Here is a 15866-nt window from a genome sequence, read left to right as displayed (position 1 = left end):
GAAAACAGATCAAAAAACCAACGGCCAGCTATCTATATGCCAGGTTGGCGAGCATTGTTCCGACTCCCCTGGGTCAAAATGATTCCCCAATGGATGTCGGACAAGTCTCTACCTAAATCAAAAATGGACCAAACAACGCTGATCCCCGTAGCGCGCGATTATCTAGTAGCCCGCGAGACAACGCATCAGGGGCAGCGAAGTATTTGTAGCGAAATCCTGCGTTTTTAGGCATTAAAAGTCGTTTTTAATACATTCAGGTCTGTAACAGAAAGGTCACAGGGCCATCATTGACCAAATGCACCTGCATATCGGCACCAAAACGCCCCGACGCCACCTTGCCATGCAATTGTTGCGCTTGTACCAGCAGGTGATCAAAAAGCGCCGCTCCCAGGGCCGGCGGGGCCGCTGTGGAGAAGCTTGGCCGCAGCCCGCTCTTGGTATCCGCCGCCAACGTAAACTGCGACACCAGCAGCAAACCACCGCCGATGTCCTTGAGCGACAGGTTCATCTTGCCCTCGTCGTCGCTGAACACACGGTAGTTGAGCAGTTTGTGCAGCAACTTATCGGCGCTCTCCGGCGTATCTGAAGGCTCAACGGCCACCAGTACCAGCAATCCCTGGTCGATGGCACCGACGACTTCACCCTCGACCTCGACACGGGCGCTACGCACCCGTTGCAACAGGCCCTTCATGCTTCTTCTGGCGGTAGATCAAGCAGGCGCCGTGCCATCTCACCGGTCGCGCGCACCAATGCATCGGTAATGCCGGGCTCGGACGCCGCATGGCCCGCCTCGCGGATCACCTGCAGTTCGCTGTTCGGCCAAGCCTGATGCAGCTCCCACGCGTTATCCAGCGGACAGATCATATCGTAGCGGCCGTGGATGATTACGCCAGGCAGATGGGCGATCTTGTGCATATCGCGAATCAGCTGGTTGGGTTCCAGAAAGGAATTATTGGTGAAGTAGTGGCATTCAATCCGCGCGATGGACAGGGCGCGCTGCGGCTCGGAAAAACGCTCCACATGCTGTGGGCTTGGGCACAGGCCCAGCATGCGACCTTCCCAGCCGGACCAGGCTTTGGCCGCGTGCATCTGGGCGATCTGGTCGTTACCGGTCAGGCGCTTGTGGTAGGCGGCAATCATATCGTGACGCTCGTCCGCAGGAATCGGCGCGAGGTAGTCCTGCCAGTAATCCGGGAACAAGCGGCTGGCGCCGGTTTGGTAGAACCATTCGATGTCCTGCGGTCGGGCCAGGAAAATGCCGCGCACGATCAGGCCATGCACACGCTCAGGGTGGGTTTGCGCGTAGGCCAGAGCCAGGGTCGAGCCCCAAGAGCCGCCGAACAACACCCATTTGTCGATGCCCAGGTGCTCGCGGATACGCTCAAGGTCGGCCACCAAGTCCCAGGTGGTGTTGTTTTCCAGACTGGCGCGGGGCGTGGAGCGCCCGCAACCACGCTGGTCGAAGGTGACAATGCGGTACAGATTAGGATCGAAATAGCAGCGACTCTGGGCGTCGCAACCGGAACCAGGGCCCCCGTGGATAAAGACGACAGGCAAGCCTTCGGGGGAGCCACTTTCATCGACATACAGGGTGTGGGTGTCATCGACTGCCAGATCGTGCCGGGCGTAGGGTTTGATCTGCGGGTACCAAGTCTGCATTGCGCGCTCCGTAGGGGGTCGGGTTCATCCCTGAGGGGACGTCTTTTATTTTGCCGTCTGGCACTATAAACCCGAATTGTGCAATGAGCATGTCCTTGAGCGCTTAGACCTGTGTCAGCCCTTCGCCCTGCAGGTAATTCAGCAGATAGTCGAACAATTGGTCCACCTCCGCCACTTGGCCTCGTGCGCGCAAACAGCCATGGACCAGGCCCTTTCCCGGATAAAGCACCGTGGTCACGCCCGCCGCTTGCAGTCGCTCGGCATACAACATGCCGTCGTCGCGCAACGGGTCGAATTGGGCGACGGCGATCAATGCCTTGGGCAATCCACAGTAATCCTGGGCCAGCAGCGGCATGGCATAGGGTGAATCCTTGCCCGATCCGCGCAGGTAAAGCGCCAGGTAGTGCTCCGCATCAGCGGTGCTGAGCAAGGGTGCGGCCATGCAATCTCGGCGCGAGGGTAAGTCAGCCGTGCCACCAAGGCCGGGGTAAATCAACACTTGGGCGCGGGGCAACGGTTCACGGGCGTCGCGCAGCCCCAGGCACAGCGCAGCGGCCAGATTGCCACCGGCACTGTCACCCATCACGACAATACGTTGCAGGTTAATGGCGTGCGGCCCCTCCCCCGACTGGATCGCCCGCCACACGGCGCGGCAATCTTGATAGGCCGCGGGGAACGGGTGTTCCGGGGCAAGGCGGTAGTCGATGGCGATCACCAAAACGTTCAACGCACCGGCCAATTCGAAGCAAATAAAGTCGTGGGAATCCAGGCCGCCGACTACCCATCCGCCGCCGTGCATATAAAGGAGGCAGGGCCAACCATCGGCCGGTGGGGCTGACGGGGGGAGGTAGCTGCGCACGCCAACGCCTGCGAGGGGAAAGTCAGACACCTGCAAGCCGTCCGGCATGGGTGGGGTGAACGCTTGGCACATGCGCTCGTAGCTCTGGCGTATGCCGGCCAGCGATGGATCGTCGCCGGTGAAGGAAGCGGTCTTTTCGACGAAGGCGGCAAGCCGTGGGGAAATTGGGTACATGCACAATGATCTCTAGCACAGCAGGTTCAAGGAGGAAGGCACTGCATTTGGCTTAGGGTTTGAGGCTTGCCAGCACTGCCGCCACGCCATCGCGGCCATCAAACGCTTTAACACCTGCCAGCCAGCGCTGCAAATCCTGCGGATGGTCGCGCAACCACTGTTTAGCCACGTCCTGGGGCGACTGGCGCGCCATGATCGGCACCATCAACTGGCTCTCTTGGGCAGCGGTAAAGGTGAGGTTTTCCAAGAGTCGATGGACATTTGAGCAGCGTTCGGCAAAGTCCGGCGCCGTCACGGTGGAGACGGTAGCGCGGCCTTCGTCGAGACCGAATACGTCTTCGCTGCCGGTGAGGTAGGTCATTTTCATATTGAGGTTCATCGGGTGCGGGGTCCAACCGACAAACACCACGAACTCCTTGCGATTTACAGCGCGCTGCACCGCCGCCAACATCCCCGCCTCACCGGAGGCCACCAGTTTGAAGCCGCCGAGGCCGAAGCGGTTGGTGTCGATCATTTTCTGAATATCAGTATTGGCACCGCTGCCGGGCTCGATACCGTAGAGTTTGCCACCCAGTTGGTTCTTGAATCGGGCAATGTCGGAGAAGGTCCTCAACCCGGCATCGGCCACGTATTGCGGCACGGCCAGGGTAGCTTGGGCGTCGGCGAGGCTCGGCGTGTCGAGCACCTTGACCTGTTTGGCCGCCAGGAAGGGGGCGATGTTGTTGTCCATCGCCGGTTTCCAGTAGCCAAGAAAGATATCCAGGCGCTTATCGCGGATGCCGGCAAAGATAATCTGCTGCACCGCACTGGTCTGTTTGCTGTCGTAGCCCAAACCGTTGAGCAGCACGTCAGCCATGCCGGAGGTGGCGACCACATCGGTCCAACTGACCACGCCCATTCGGATGGACTTGCAGGAGGCCGGCTCGGCCGCCATGGCTTGCGCACTGAGCAGTACGGCGCCGGTGAGGGTCAACAGATAGCGGTTGAATAGTCGTTTCATGAAAGCGGTCTCACTCGGCAGTTTTTATTGTGGGGAGTGGCATCTGATGCGCCGTAACCACAACCTTACCCAGCAAGACCTCGATAAACACGACCGGGTGCGACCGGCAGTTGCACTGTGTCGACTGTCAGCGTCATCGGCTCGGACCGTTGCGTGATAAATGAGCGGTTCGAACACTGCCCTCTACGGTGCTCTGGAACCACGCCAATGAATAGTTAATCGCTCTTAATTCAAAAGCTGATAACCACCCACGCTGAAATGACTACTTCACCTAAAAAACTGTCATATATAACAGTAGAGCAACTCTCAGGGGCGTCTTTACTGTTTACGGAAAGACACTGACTTTCCGGAGAGCAATAATGACCACGCCAACGTACCCGAGCAATAAACCCATAACTGAGATCTTTGAAGCAACAGTGCAATACGCAAACGAGAAAGACATTTTTCTCGCCAATAAAATCAACATCGCGCTGATCAAAGATAATTCAGGTAGCAGCTGCTGGATGATAGCGGCATTTCAGGACATCTCCGAAATAAACAAGAAACCTCATGAAATACGCGCGATACACATTTACCTGCCCAGATATCAGCTACACGGTAGGGTCGAGATGTTCCCAGCTCTTCCCCCTGAGGCGCCGATTATAAACAGTGCAAGCTATTTTAGAATTGTGAACATTGACTATGAGAAGAAAAAGTCAGACGAACTCATCTACCTGGGTAAAACAGGGGTGATCAAATACGAATGGAGTAATGACTTTAAATCCATTGAGGGCAACATTGACCTCAACACACTCGATGAGAACAAAGCCCCCATTAATATCAATGGCCACTTTTACCTTTCAAACAGCGGACAACACTCCATCTGATAGCTGAAAAATACAGGTGCGCGTTCTGAGCAGGAAATCGCATCTGTATTTTTTCATTTAATAGTGCCCACGTCCCCAGACCAAAAAACCTTCCAGCAACTGCTTCAACACCACCCGCGTCGGCTCAGCCAAATCCGCGCGATAACGGAACGGCTCGAACTCCTCCATATAAGTGCTCTGGCACAACTCCAACTGCACCGCATGAATATCCTGCGCCGGGTCGCCGTAATGCCGGGTGATATGGCCGCCCTTGAAGCGCCCGTTCAGCACATGGGTGTACTGCGGATGGGCGGCGCAGATGGCTTCCAGCTGGCTGGCCAGTTCGGGATCGCAGGCGGCCCCGTTAAAGGTGCCGAGATTGAAGTCCGGCAGTTTGCCGTCGAACAGGTGCGGGATCACCGAGCGGATCGAGTGGGCGTCGAACAGCAGCGCGTAGCCGAACTCGGCCTTGAGCCGCGCCAGTTCCTCTTGCAGCGCGCGGTGATACGGGCCCCAGATCTTTTGCAGGTAAGTGGCGCGTTCTGCCTCGCTGGGCTCCAGGCCTTCACGAAACAACGGCACACCCTCAAATAGCGTGGCCGGGTACAAGCCGGTGGTGGCGCCGGCGTACAGCGGCTTGTCGTCGGACGGCCGGTTGAGGTCGATGACAAAGCGCGAGTACTCCGCCGAGAGGGTGCTGGCGCCGAGCTCTTCGCCAAAGTCATACAGCGTGGGGATATGCCAATCGGTGTCCGGCAGGCTTTGCGCCTCGGGGATCAACCCGGCCTCGACCGCAGGTGTCAAACGCACGCCGGCGTGGGGCATGCTGATCAGCAGCGGGGTGCGGCCTTGTTTGAAATTCAGAACCTTATCCACAACAGCACTCCTTAAACAGTGACATCGACGCCATGGCGCACGACGCGTTTATCCAGCTCGCCGCCCAGCCAGTAGGCGAGGTCGGCGGGACGATCAATCTGCCACGCTACAAAATCCGCCACTTTGCCCACTTCCAGTGAGCCATGGGTAGCGCCCATGCCCAATGCGGTGGCCGCATGTTGCGTGACGCCGGCCAGGGCCTCTTCCGGGGTCATGCGGAACAGAGTGCAGGCCATGTTGAGCATCAGGCGCACCGACAGTGCCGGCGAGGTGCCGGGGTTGAGGTCACTGGCGATGGCGATTTTCACGCCGTGTTTGCGCAGGGCCTCCATCGGTGGCAACTGGGTTTCGCGCAGGAAGTAGAACGCCCCTGGCAGCAGCACGGCGACGGTGCCGGATGCAGCCATGGCAATGGCGTCTTCTTCGGTCATGAATTCCAGGTGGTCCGCCGACAACGCGCGATAACGCGCCGCCAGGCTGGAGCCGTGCAACGACGAGAGTTGCTCGGCGTGCAGTTTTACCGGCAGGCCCAACTGCTGGGCGACCTTGAACACGCGCTCCACTTGCTCAGTGGAAAACGCCAGGTATTCGCAGAAGGCATCCACGGCGTCCACCAGCCCTTCCGCCGCCAGGGCCGGTAGCATCTCGCTGCAGATATGCTCGATGTAGTCGTCGGCGCGGTCCTTGTACTCCGGCGGTAACGCATGGGCCGCCAGGCAGGTGGCGCGCACGCTGACCGGCAGCTCATCGCCGAGACGCCGGGCCACGCGCAACATCTTGCGTTCGTTGGCCAGGTCCAGGCCGTAGCCGGATTTGATCTCCACTGTGGTCACGCCGTCGCGCAGCAGACTGCGCAGGCGCTTGCGGGCGCTGTCGAACAGTTCATCCTCGCTGGCGGCGCGGGTGGCGCGCACGGTGCTGGCGATACCACCGCCCTTGGCCGCGATCTCGGCATAGCTAACGCCCTCAAGGCGCTGCTCAAATTCGCCACTGCGATTGCCACCAAACACCGTGTGGGTGTGGCAGTCGATCAGCCCCGGAGTGACCCACGCGCCTTGCAGGTCATGCACCTGGGCGTAGTCCGCCGTCGGCACTTGGCTGCGCGGGCCGATCCACTCGATGAGTGAGCCGGCAGTGACCATGGCAGCATCCTTGATGATCGAGTAGTTACCTTGAGCCATGGTTGCAACGTGGCAGTGTTGCCAAAGGGTTTTCATCAACGCCTCCCTAAGTTATCGATGAGACACAGCCGGGTCGTATTGGACGTTGGCCGTTTGCCCGGCGGCGGGTTTGACCCACAGCAGGTAGGCAACGACCAGCAGCACGATCCACACGGCGCCGACCAGCAAGGCCGCCTGGGTGTCCGGGAAGTAACCCAGCACACCAAACACAAACAGCATGAATACGATGGCCGCCGCCGGCGCATAGGGCCAGAACGGCACCGGGAATTTCAGCTCAGCGACCTGTTCTTTAGTCATCGAGCGACGCATGGCGACCTGGGTGAACAGAATCATCAGCCATACCCACACGGTGGCGAAGGTGGCAATCGAGGCAATCACCAGGAACACGTTTTCCGGGATCAGGTAGTTGAGCAGCACGCCGCCGAGCAACGCTGCGCCCATCACCACCACGGTCATCCATGGCACGCCCTGTTTGGACAACTGGGCAAAACCCTTGGGCGCCTGCCCTTGTTGAGCGAGGCCGTACATCATGCGCCCCGCACCGAAGATGTCGCTGTTGATCGCCGAGACTGCCGCCGAGATCACCACAATATTGAGAATGGTCGCCGCCGAGCCTATGCCGAGGTTACTGAATATCTGCACGAACGGGCTGCCCTGGCTGCCGATCTGGGGCCATGGGTAGATAGCCATCAGCACAAACAGGGTCAGCACGTAGAACAATAGGATGCGCAGCGGCACGGCGTTGATCGCCTTGGGAATTACGCGCTGCGGGTCTTTGGCTTCGCCAGCGGTGATGCCGATGATTTCGATACCGCCGAAGGCGAACATCACCACCGCGAACGAGGCGATCAGGCCGCCAACACCGTTAGGCATAAAGCCGCCGTGGGCCCACAGGTTGCTCAGGCCGCTGGCCTGGGTCTCGCCCGCCGAATGGATACCGAACAGCATAATGCCGAAGCCGCCGAGGATCATCGCGACAATCGCGCCGACCTTGAGCAGCGACAGCCAGAACTCCATCTCGCCAAACACTTTGACGTTGCACAGGTTCAGGCCGCCGATCAGAAACACAATGCCGAGCACCCAGACCCAGCGCGCGACGTCGGGAAACCAGAAGCCCATATAGATGCCGAACGCGGTGACGTCGGCGAGGCAGACGATGATCATTTCAAACGCGTAGGTCCAGCCGAGAATAAACCCGGCCATGGGCCCCAGATAGGTGCTGGCGTACTGGCCGAAGGAACCGGACACCGGGTTGTGCACGGCCATTTCACCGAGGGCGCGCATCACCATGAAAACCGCGGCGCCGCCGATCAGGTAGGCCAGCAGCACGGCAGGGCCGGCCATCTGGATAGCCGAGGCGGAGCCGTAGAACAGCCCGGTGCCGATGGCCGACCCCAGTGCCATGAAGCGAATATGTCGGGCACTTAGGCCACGTTTCAAACCCTTTTCTTGCTGGTGCATTTCTCGTCCTTAATTATTTTTATCCTGAGAAAATTAAAAGCCGCGCTCATGACAACTGCTTTTTTTGTGGTGAGCGGGCTTGCCCCGCGCTGGGGTGCGAAGCAACCCCAAATCCGGCTACCGCATTTCACTTGGAGAAATGCGGTGACTGTAGGAGGGGCTGCTACGCAGCCCAGCGCGGGGCAAGCTCGCTCACTACAGAGAGCGAGTGTCGCTTACAGGCTCGGCAGCAACTTCGCCGGCACCAGGTCATTCAGGCAGCGGCTGGCGAGCAGTTCGCTCGCGGCGATGATGTCCGGGGCGAAGAAGCGATCCTTGTCGTAGAACCCCACTTTGGCGCGCAAGACGCCACGGGCTTTTTCCAGTTTCGGCGAGGTTTTCAGGCCTTCGCGCAAGTCCAGACCCTGGCACGCGGCCAGCCATTCCACGGCGAGGATGCCACGGGTGTTCTCGGCCATTTCCCACAGGCGCTTGCCGGCAGCAGGTGCCATCGACACATGGTCTTCCTGGTTGGCTGAAGTCGGAATGCTGTCGACACTATGGGGATGGGCCAGCGCCTTGTTCTCGCTGGCGAGCGCGGCGGCGGTCACCTGGGCGATCATGAAACCGGAGTTCACCCCGCCATTGCCCACCAGGAACGGCGGCAATTGCGACATGTGTTTGTCCATCATCAACGAGATACGACGCTCACTGAGGGAACCGATTTCGGCGATGGCCAGCGCCATGTTGTCAGCGGCCATAGCCACTGGTTCGGCGTGGAAGTTACCGCCGGAAATCACATCGCCTTCGGCGGCGAACACCAGCGGGTTATCCGATACGGCGTTGGCTTCGACCACCAGCACTTCAGCGGCCTGGCGGAACTGGGTCAGGCACGCCCCCATGACCTGAGGCTGGCAGCGCAGGGAGTACGGGTCTTGCACTTTGTCGCAGTTCTGGTGCGACTGGGAGACCTCGCTGCTTTCGCCGAGCAGGTCGCGGTAAGCGGCAGCCGAATCGATTTGCCCACGCTGGCCGCGTGCGGCATGAATACGCGCGTCGAACGGCGAGCGCGAGCCCAGCACTGCTTCGACGGTAAGGCCACCACAGGCCAGGGCGCCTGCGAACAGGTCTTCGCCTTCGAACAGGCCGCGCAGGGCATAAGCAGTGGACACCTGGGTACCGTTGAGCAACGCCAGGCCTTCTTTAGCCGCGAGGGTCAGCGGCGTGAGGCCGGCGACTTTCAGCGCTTCAGTCGCTTCCAGCCATTCACCTTTGTAGCGCGCCTTGCCTTCGCCCAGCAGCACCAGGGACATATGGGCCAGCGGCGCCAAGTCACCGGACGCACCGACCGAGCCTTTCAACGGAATATGCGGGTAAACCTCGGCGTTGATCAGCGCGATCAGCGCGTCGATCACTTGCCGACGAATCCCGGAGAACCCACGGCTCAGGCTATTGACCTTGAGCACCATGACCAGCCGCACCAGCGCATCGCTGATCGGCTCACCGACGCCGGCGGCATGGGACAGCACCAGGGAACGCTGGAGGTTTTCCAGGTCTTCGCTGGCGATACGGGTCGAGGCCAGCAGGCCGAAACCGGTGTTGATGCCGTAGGCAGTGCGGTTCTCAGCGAGAATCTGCTCCACGCAGGCAACGCTGGCTTCGATCTGGGCTGAAGCGCTGTCATCCAGACTGAGGGTCACCGGCTGCTGGTAGATGGCCCGCAGTTGGGCAAGGCTCAGTTGGCCTGGAATCAGATTTAACGCAGTCACATTCATACTCCTTGTGAATTGTTCTTTCGAATATTTCTGTTGAATAAGGGTTCAGTGCACATTGGGTAATGCGGTGTCTTTGAGCAGCTTGGCGGCAGCTGCAATGTCCGGCGCCAGCCAGCGGTCCTGCTCGTATGCGGGGACCACTTCACGTAACAATCGCCAAGCGCGGTCGGTACCCGCGCCGAAACGCTGGGCCTTCAAAAATTCAAAGGCCTGGGCCGCCAGCAAGTACTCGATGGCAAGAATCTGGGTGACGTTGGCCAGCAGTTGATGCAGCTTCAGCGCGGCATTGGTGCCCATGCTCAAGTGGTCTTCCTGCAGCCCCGAGGTGACGAAATTATCGAGCACCGCTGGTTGCGCGAGCTGGCGGTTTTGCCCGCACAGTGATGCAGCGACGTATTGCACGATCATCATTCCGGAGTTGACCCCTGGGTTGCTCACCAGGAACGCCGGCAAGCCACTGACGTGCGGGTTGATCAAACGGTCCAGGCGGCGTTCGGCAACTGAGCCGATTTCGGCCATGGCGATGGCGAGCATATCGGCGGCCAGGGCGACGGACTGGCCGTGCGGATTGGCCTGGGACACTACGCGGTACTCGTCCGGCGTGCCAAGCACCAACGGGTTGTCAGTGGCGCTGTTGAGTTCAGTCTCGATCTGGCGGGTGGCGTGCTCCACCTGGTCGCGCGCCGCGCCGTGGATCTGCGGGATCGAGCGGATGCTCAGGGCGTCCTGGGTGCGGAGGCCTTTGCTGCTGGCGATCACTTCACTGCCGTCGAGCAAGGCACGCAGGTTGACGCCAACGTGCTGCATGCCGGGGTGCGGCTTGAGGGCGATGATTTCTTCATCAAAGGCATCGATCTGGCCGCGCTGGGCTTCGAAACTCATGGCGCCGATCACGTCGGCCCACTGCAGCAAGTGATGGGCGTCGGCCAAGGCCAGGCAGCTCAAACCGGTCATGCACGGCGTGCCGTTGACCAGGCACAGGCCGTCTTTGGCGCCGAGTACCACGGGCTGCAAACCTTCTGCCTGCAAGGCTTCCTGCGCCGTCACGATCTGGCCGCGATAACTCACCGTACCGACACCCAACAAAGCGACACCGACGTGGGCCATGTGAGTCAGGTAACCCACCGAACCTTGGGACGGCACCTGTGGCGTGATGCCGTGGTTAAGCAGCGCCAGCAACGAACGTACGACCTGCGGATGCAGGCCGGATTTTCCGTGACTGTAATTGATGACCGCGGCGCAGATGATCGCCCGGGTCTGCTCGTCGCTCAGTACCGGGCCGACGCCACAGGCGTGGCTCAGCAGAGTATTGCGCGACAGCTGGCTGAGTTGCTCGCCCGCAAGCGACACGTTGCACAGCGCGCCCAGGCCGGTGTTCACGCCATACGCGCGTTCGCCGCTGGTGACGATGCGCTGCACGATGGCTTGGGCATTGTCGATGCGGGCCCAGGCTTGGCCCGAGAGTTCCAGCACCGCGCCGTGGCGGGCCACGGCGACCACGTCCTGCCAGCGCAGGGGGGTGTCGGCGATGATGATTTTTGCTGCCTGGGACATGGTTGACCTCTTCATATTCTCTACCGCTTTGCCGGCCTCATCGGGGGCAAGCCCCCTCCCACATTTTGAACGGTGAACATCTTCAAAGGTGGGAGGGGCTTGCTCCCGATAGGGCCAGCAGCCTCACCACAGAATCTGGATCAGACCACCGCCGCCCGCCGCTGAACAAACCGGTCCACATACTCATCCGCCGGGGAATGGAGGATCTCCCGAGGTGTGCCGACCTGGATCAACTTGCCGTCCTTGAGGATCGCAATGCGGTTACCAATGCGCACGGCCTCGTCAAGGTCGTGGGTGATGAAGACGATGGTCTTGTGCAGGGTCTTTTGCAGCTCCAGCAATTGGTCCTGCATCTCGGCGCGAATCAACGGGTCAAGGGCGCTGAAGGCTTCGTCCATCAGGATGATGTCCGTGTCGGCAGCCAACGCACGGGCCAGGCCGACGCGCTGGCGCATGCCGCCGGAGAGCTGGTGCGGGTATTTGTTTTCGTAGCCTTTGAGGCCCACGGTTTCGATCCAGTGCAGCGCGCGTTCGGCGCACACCTGCTTGGTTTCGCCACGCACCTTGAGGCCGTAAGCGACGTTGTCGAGCACGCTCTTGTGGGGCAACAGGCCGAAGCTCTGGAACACCATGCTGATCTTGTGCCGACGGAATTGGCGCAGGGCGTCCATGTCCAGTTGCAGGATGTCTTCGCCGTCCACGAGGATCGCGCCGCTGGTGGGATCGATCAGGCGATTGAAGTGACGCACCAATGTGGATTTACCGGAACCCGACAGGCCCATGATCACGAAGATCTCACCAGTACCGATGCTCAGGGACAGGTCGTTGACGCCGACCACGCAACCGGTCTCGGCCAACACTTGGTCCTTGGTCTTGCCCTGCCCGATCATCGCCAGCGCTTCCTTGGAACGCGCGCCAAAGATCTTGAAGACGTTTCTGACTTCGATTTTGCTCACAGTCGTCATTTGCTCGCCTCATGCCGTGGGCGGCCATAGGCCTGGGTAATGCGGTCGATGACCACTGCAAGAATCACGATCGCCAGCCCGGCTTCAAGGCCACGGCCAACGTTGAGGGTCTGGATGCCGACGAGCACGTCTTCACCCAAGCCACGGGCGCCGATCATCGAGGCGATCACCACCATCGACAACGCCATCATGGTGGTCTGGTTGATGCCGGCCATGATGCTCGGCAGCGCCAACGGCAGTTGCACGCCAAACAGTTGCTGCCAGCGGTTGGCACCGAAGGCGTTGATGGCCTCCATAACTTCGCCATCCACTTGGCGGATGCCCAAATCGGTGAGGCGAATCAGCGGCGGCGCGGCATAGATCACCGTGGCAAAAATCGCCGGCACCTTGCCCAGGCCGAACAGCATCAGCACCGGGATCAGGTACACGAAGCTGGGCATGGTTTGCATGATGTCGAGCAGCGGCATCAGCACCGAACGCAGGCGATTACTGCGCGCCGAGAGGATGCCCAACGGAATGCCGATCAACACCGAAATCACCGTGGCAACCATCATCAAGGCCAGGGTCTGCATCAGCTTGTCCCACAGGCCAACCGCGCCTACCAAGAACAGCAAACCGACGATCACCGCCGTAGTGACTACTTTGCGGGTAGCGTGCCAGGCCACGCCGCCGACGATGGCCAGCATCAGCCACCAAGGGGCGGCGCGCAGCAGGCCTTCCAGGTTGACGATGGCCCACAACAGCGTGTCGGAGATCTGCCGGAACACATCGCCGTAGTTGGTGACCAGTGAATCCACCCAACCGTTAACCCAGTCGGCAATGGAAAACGTAAAACTCTCAGGAAACATAGCGTGCTCTCGATCCAATGGGTTGTGGCCGGGCGCCCGGCCACCCCTCAGGGTAGCCGTGCACACTTGACCTACAAGGCCGCGTCGATTTTCTTGGCTGCGTCTTCGCTCACCCAGGCGTGCCAGACTTCAGGATGTTCCTTGAGGAAGATCTTCGCCAGTTTCGGCGACTCAATGCGCTCCTTGGCCATGCGTCCCAGGTTCTGGTTCAGCAGGTCGATGGGCAGGTTGACCTTTTCCAGCACGGCCACCAGTTCAGGGGCTTGTTCGTGGAAGGTCTTGGACAGGCCGACCTTGATGGTCACGGTTTTATCCACACCGGGTTTTTCTTCAAGCTTGACCAGGTCGACCTGACCCATCAGCGGCGTCGGCGACCAGTAGTAGAACAGGATCGGCTCGCCACGCTTGTAGCTCGACAGCACCGCCGCATCCAGCGCCGGGCCGGTGCCAGGGCGGAAGTTGGTGTAGGTGCTTTCCAGGCCGTAGCTTTTCAGCATTTCGCTGTTGTCCAGCTCGCAGGTCCAGCCGGCCGGGCAGTTGTAGAAGCGGCCCTTGGATGGTTCTTCCTGGTCCTTGAACACCGAGGCGTACTTGGCCAGGTCGGCGATGGTTTTCAGGTCCGGCGCCTTGGCTTCCAGCTTGCGCTTGGCGTCGCCTTCGATCACGTAGCGCGGCACGTACCAGCCTTCGATTGCGCCCACCACAGGCGCACCAACGCCGACGACTTTGCCGGCCTTCTCAGCCTTGTTCCAGACTTCGCTGCGGCCGACCCATTCTTCGGCGAACACTTGGATGTCGTTACTGCTCAGGGCGTTTTCCATGGTGATGGAGTTGCCCGGCAGGCTGTCGGTTTTGCAGTCGTAGCCTTTTTCCAGCACGGTTTGCAGGATGTCGGTGAGCAACATGCCGCTTTCCCAGTTCAGCCCGGCGAATTTCACCGGTTTACCGGACTCGCACCAACCGGCCGCCTGGGCGCCAGCGCTGGCCAGCAAGCCTGCAGAGAACAACGTGGTCAGCAGGGTCTTATGCATTTTCATTGTGTGACGCTCCCAATCATGAAATGGATTACGGCAGTCAAAAGGCGTCCTGCCTTGTCCACGTCCTGTCAGGCCCGCGCCGCAGCGCGACTGGCCCCGCTTTTTTTAGTGGGTACAACACTGTCCTGCTCGACCGGCAGAATCAGTTGATCGGGCACGCTGCCGTGCCATTTTTTCGCACACAGGTAATACAGAGCAGCGGGCAGCACCAGGCCGATGATCCAGGAGATATCCACACCCCCAAGCGCGCTCACCAGCGGACCGGTGTAGAACTTGGTAGCGATGAACGGCATCTGCACCAACACCCCGAAGACATAGACGCTGATACCCAGAGGGTTCCAACGACCGTACCGCCCGTTTGGATCGGCCAGCGCCGGCACGTCATAGCGCTCGCGGGTGATGAAGTAGTAGTCCACTAGGTTGATCGCGCTCCAGGGCGTGAAGAACGCCAGCAGGAACAGAATGAAAGACTTAAACGCACCGAGGAACGAATGCTGGCCGAGCAATGCGATCAGGGTCGCCGTACCGACGATAAGCAGCACGAACACCAGACGCTGCAGACGCGTCACCTCCAGGCGACCACGAAAGCCGCTGATGATGGTCGCGATGCACATGAAGCTGCCGTAGGAGTTCAGTGTGGAGATGGTGACCTTGCCGAACGCGATGCTGAAATACAGCAGCGCAGCGGTGGCGCCCGTACCACTCAAACCAACGATGTAGGCCACTTCATGACCGGCGAATTGCCCGTTGGCCATGGCGGCGGCGAACACGCCGAGAATCATCGCCACTTGTGCGCCAATCACTGAACCGGCGCCCGCAGCGAGAAAGGTTTTCACCGACGACGTGCTGCTCGGCAAGTAGCGCGAGTAATCCGCCACATACGGCCCAAACGCGATCTGCCAGGAGGCGGCGAGGGACACCGCGAGCAAGAAACTGCTCCAGCTGAAATGGCGGATTTGCAGCAATGCGCCAATGTCAGCCTGGCCCATCAGGCGACTGAACAGGTAAACGAAGGCAATCACACCAATGACGCTGGCAACGCGCCCTATGAAGTGGATCACCCGATAACCAAGCACCGTGACCAGCACGATGACACTGGCGAAGATCAGGATACCGACGCTGCTGCTGACACCAAACAACTGGCCCAGCGCCTGGCCGGAAAGCACCGTACCGGTTGCGGTAAAGCCTAGGTACATCAGGCACACCAAGACGATCGGAATGGCCGCGCCATATACGCCGAACTGCACGCGGCTGGAGATCATCTGCGGCAAGCCGAGCTTGGGCCCTTGCGCCGCATGCAACGCCATGACGCCGCCGCCGATCAGTTGACCGATCAACAGACCGATCAACGACCAGAACACATCACCGCCCAGCACCACGGCCAAGGCCCCGGTGACAATGGCCGTAATTTGCAGGTTGGCACCCAACCACAGGGTGAATTGGCTCAATAGACGACCGTGTCTTTCCGCTTCCGGGATGTAGTCGATCGAACGTTTCTCGATCAACGGGGTGGTGCTTGCACGCGCGTCATTTGCAGCCATGGGTGTTCAACCTCTGATGGATTGTTTTGGGGGTCGCAGCCGCTCAACTGTGGGAGGGGGCTTGCTCCCGATAGCAGTGGGTCAGTCACCAGACCTATTGGCTGATACACCG

The 15866-nt window shown here is 60.1% G+C and carries 14 protein-coding genes; 1 reads left to right on the top strand and 13 read right to left on the bottom strand.

The genetic code is table 11. The features are described from left to right. Positions 1-253 precede the first annotated feature (253 nt). From dtd to choX, 4 genes are all read right to left on the bottom strand, one after another. Positions 254-691: a D-aminoacyl-tRNA deacylase gene (gene dtd / locus BW43_RS05520; RefSeq protein ID WP_032890193.1), complete on the bottom strand. Its 438-nt coding sequence runs from the start codon at positions 689-691 to the stop codon at positions 254-256. After that, entirely contained in the window at positions 688-1659 is a 972-nt protein-coding gene (gene pip / locus BW43_RS05525) for a prolyl aminopeptidase (RefSeq protein ID WP_032890191.1), read from the bottom strand. Before pip ends, dtd begins: the two co-directional genes overlap by 4 nt. A 103-nt stretch (positions 1660-1762) precedes the next feature. Then, complete coding sequence (locus BW43_RS05530; protein ID WP_032890189.1) at positions 1763-2692, bottom strand: alpha/beta hydrolase; 930 nt, start codon at positions 2690-2692, stop codon at positions 1763-1765. A gap of 52 nt (positions 2693-2744) precedes the next feature. Then, on the bottom strand, positions 2745-3692 hold the full coding sequence (gene choX / locus BW43_RS05535; protein ID WP_032890187.1) for a choline ABC transporter substrate-binding protein: 948 nt from the start codon (positions 3690-3692) through the stop codon (positions 2745-2747). 359 nt (positions 3693-4051) lie between these two features. Between choX and BW43_RS05540 the strand changes: the two genes are divergently transcribed. Further along, complete coding sequence (locus BW43_RS05540) at positions 4052-4558, top strand: hypothetical protein (protein ID WP_032890185.1); 507 nt, start codon at positions 4052-4054, stop codon at positions 4556-4558. 57 nt (positions 4559-4615) lie between these two features. On the opposite strand, the gene hutG is transcribed toward BW43_RS05540, so the two are convergent. The 9 genes from hutG to BW43_RS05585 form a co-directional block, all read right to left on the bottom strand. After that, positions 4616-5413 carry an N-formylglutamate deformylase gene (gene hutG / locus BW43_RS05545; RefSeq protein WP_032890182.1) on the bottom strand — a complete coding sequence of 266 codons (798 nt, stop codon included), beginning with the start codon at positions 5411-5413 and terminating at the stop codon, positions 4616-4618. A gap of 11 nt (positions 5414-5424) precedes the next feature. Then, positions 5425-6630 carry an imidazolonepropionase gene (gene hutI, locus BW43_RS05550; protein ID WP_032890180.1) on the bottom strand — a complete coding sequence of 402 codons (1206 nt, stop codon included), beginning with the start codon at positions 6628-6630 and terminating at the stop codon, positions 5425-5427. A 15-nt stretch (positions 6631-6645) separates the two neighbouring features. Further along, a complete protein-coding gene (locus tag BW43_RS05555; RefSeq protein WP_032890178.1) occupies positions 6646-8055 on the bottom strand; it encodes an amino acid permease in 1410 nt (469 codons plus the stop codon). 215 nt (positions 8056-8270) lie between these two features. Beyond that, entirely contained in the window at positions 8271-9809 is a 1539-nt protein-coding gene (gene hutH / locus BW43_RS05560; protein ID WP_122756619.1) for a histidine ammonia-lyase, read from the bottom strand. A gap of 45 nt (positions 9810-9854) precedes the next feature. Continuing rightward, complete coding sequence (hutH, locus tag BW43_RS05565; RefSeq protein ID WP_032890176.1) at positions 9855-11363, bottom strand: histidine ammonia-lyase; 1509 nt, start codon at positions 11361-11363, stop codon at positions 9855-9857. Between the two features lie 140 nt (positions 11364-11503). Further along, positions 11504-12328: a glycine betaine/L-proline ABC transporter ATP-binding protein gene (locus BW43_RS05570; protein ID WP_050442867.1), complete on the bottom strand. Its 825-nt coding sequence runs from the start codon at positions 12326-12328 to the stop codon at positions 11504-11506. Further along, positions 12325-13176 (bottom strand): proline/glycine betaine ABC transporter permease, encoded by an 852-nt coding sequence (locus BW43_RS05575; RefSeq protein ID WP_032890174.1) that lies wholly within the window; start codon positions 13174-13176, stop codon positions 12325-12327. Before BW43_RS05575 ends, BW43_RS05570 begins: the two co-directional genes overlap by 4 nt. A 71-nt stretch (positions 13177-13247) precedes the next feature. Beyond that, complete coding sequence (locus BW43_RS05580) at positions 13248-14213, bottom strand: ABC transporter substrate-binding protein (protein WP_032890172.1); 966 nt, start codon at positions 14211-14213, stop codon at positions 13248-13250. Between the two features lie 68 nt (positions 14214-14281). Then, positions 14282-15754, bottom strand: a complete 1473-nt coding sequence (locus tag BW43_RS05585; protein ID WP_032890170.1) for a cytosine permease — start codon at positions 15752-15754, stop codon at positions 14282-14284. Between the last annotated feature and the right edge of the window lie 112 nt (positions 15755-15866).

This window comes from Pseudomonas sp. RIT357 (assembly GCF_000632245.1).
In the GTDB taxonomy this organism is placed as follows: Bacteria; Pseudomonadota; Gammaproteobacteria; order Pseudomonadales; family Pseudomonadaceae; genus Aquipseudomonas; species Aquipseudomonas sivasensis.
The sequence above is the reverse complement of the archived record's forward strand: the minus strand, read 5'-3'. Positions and strand labels throughout refer to the sequence as shown.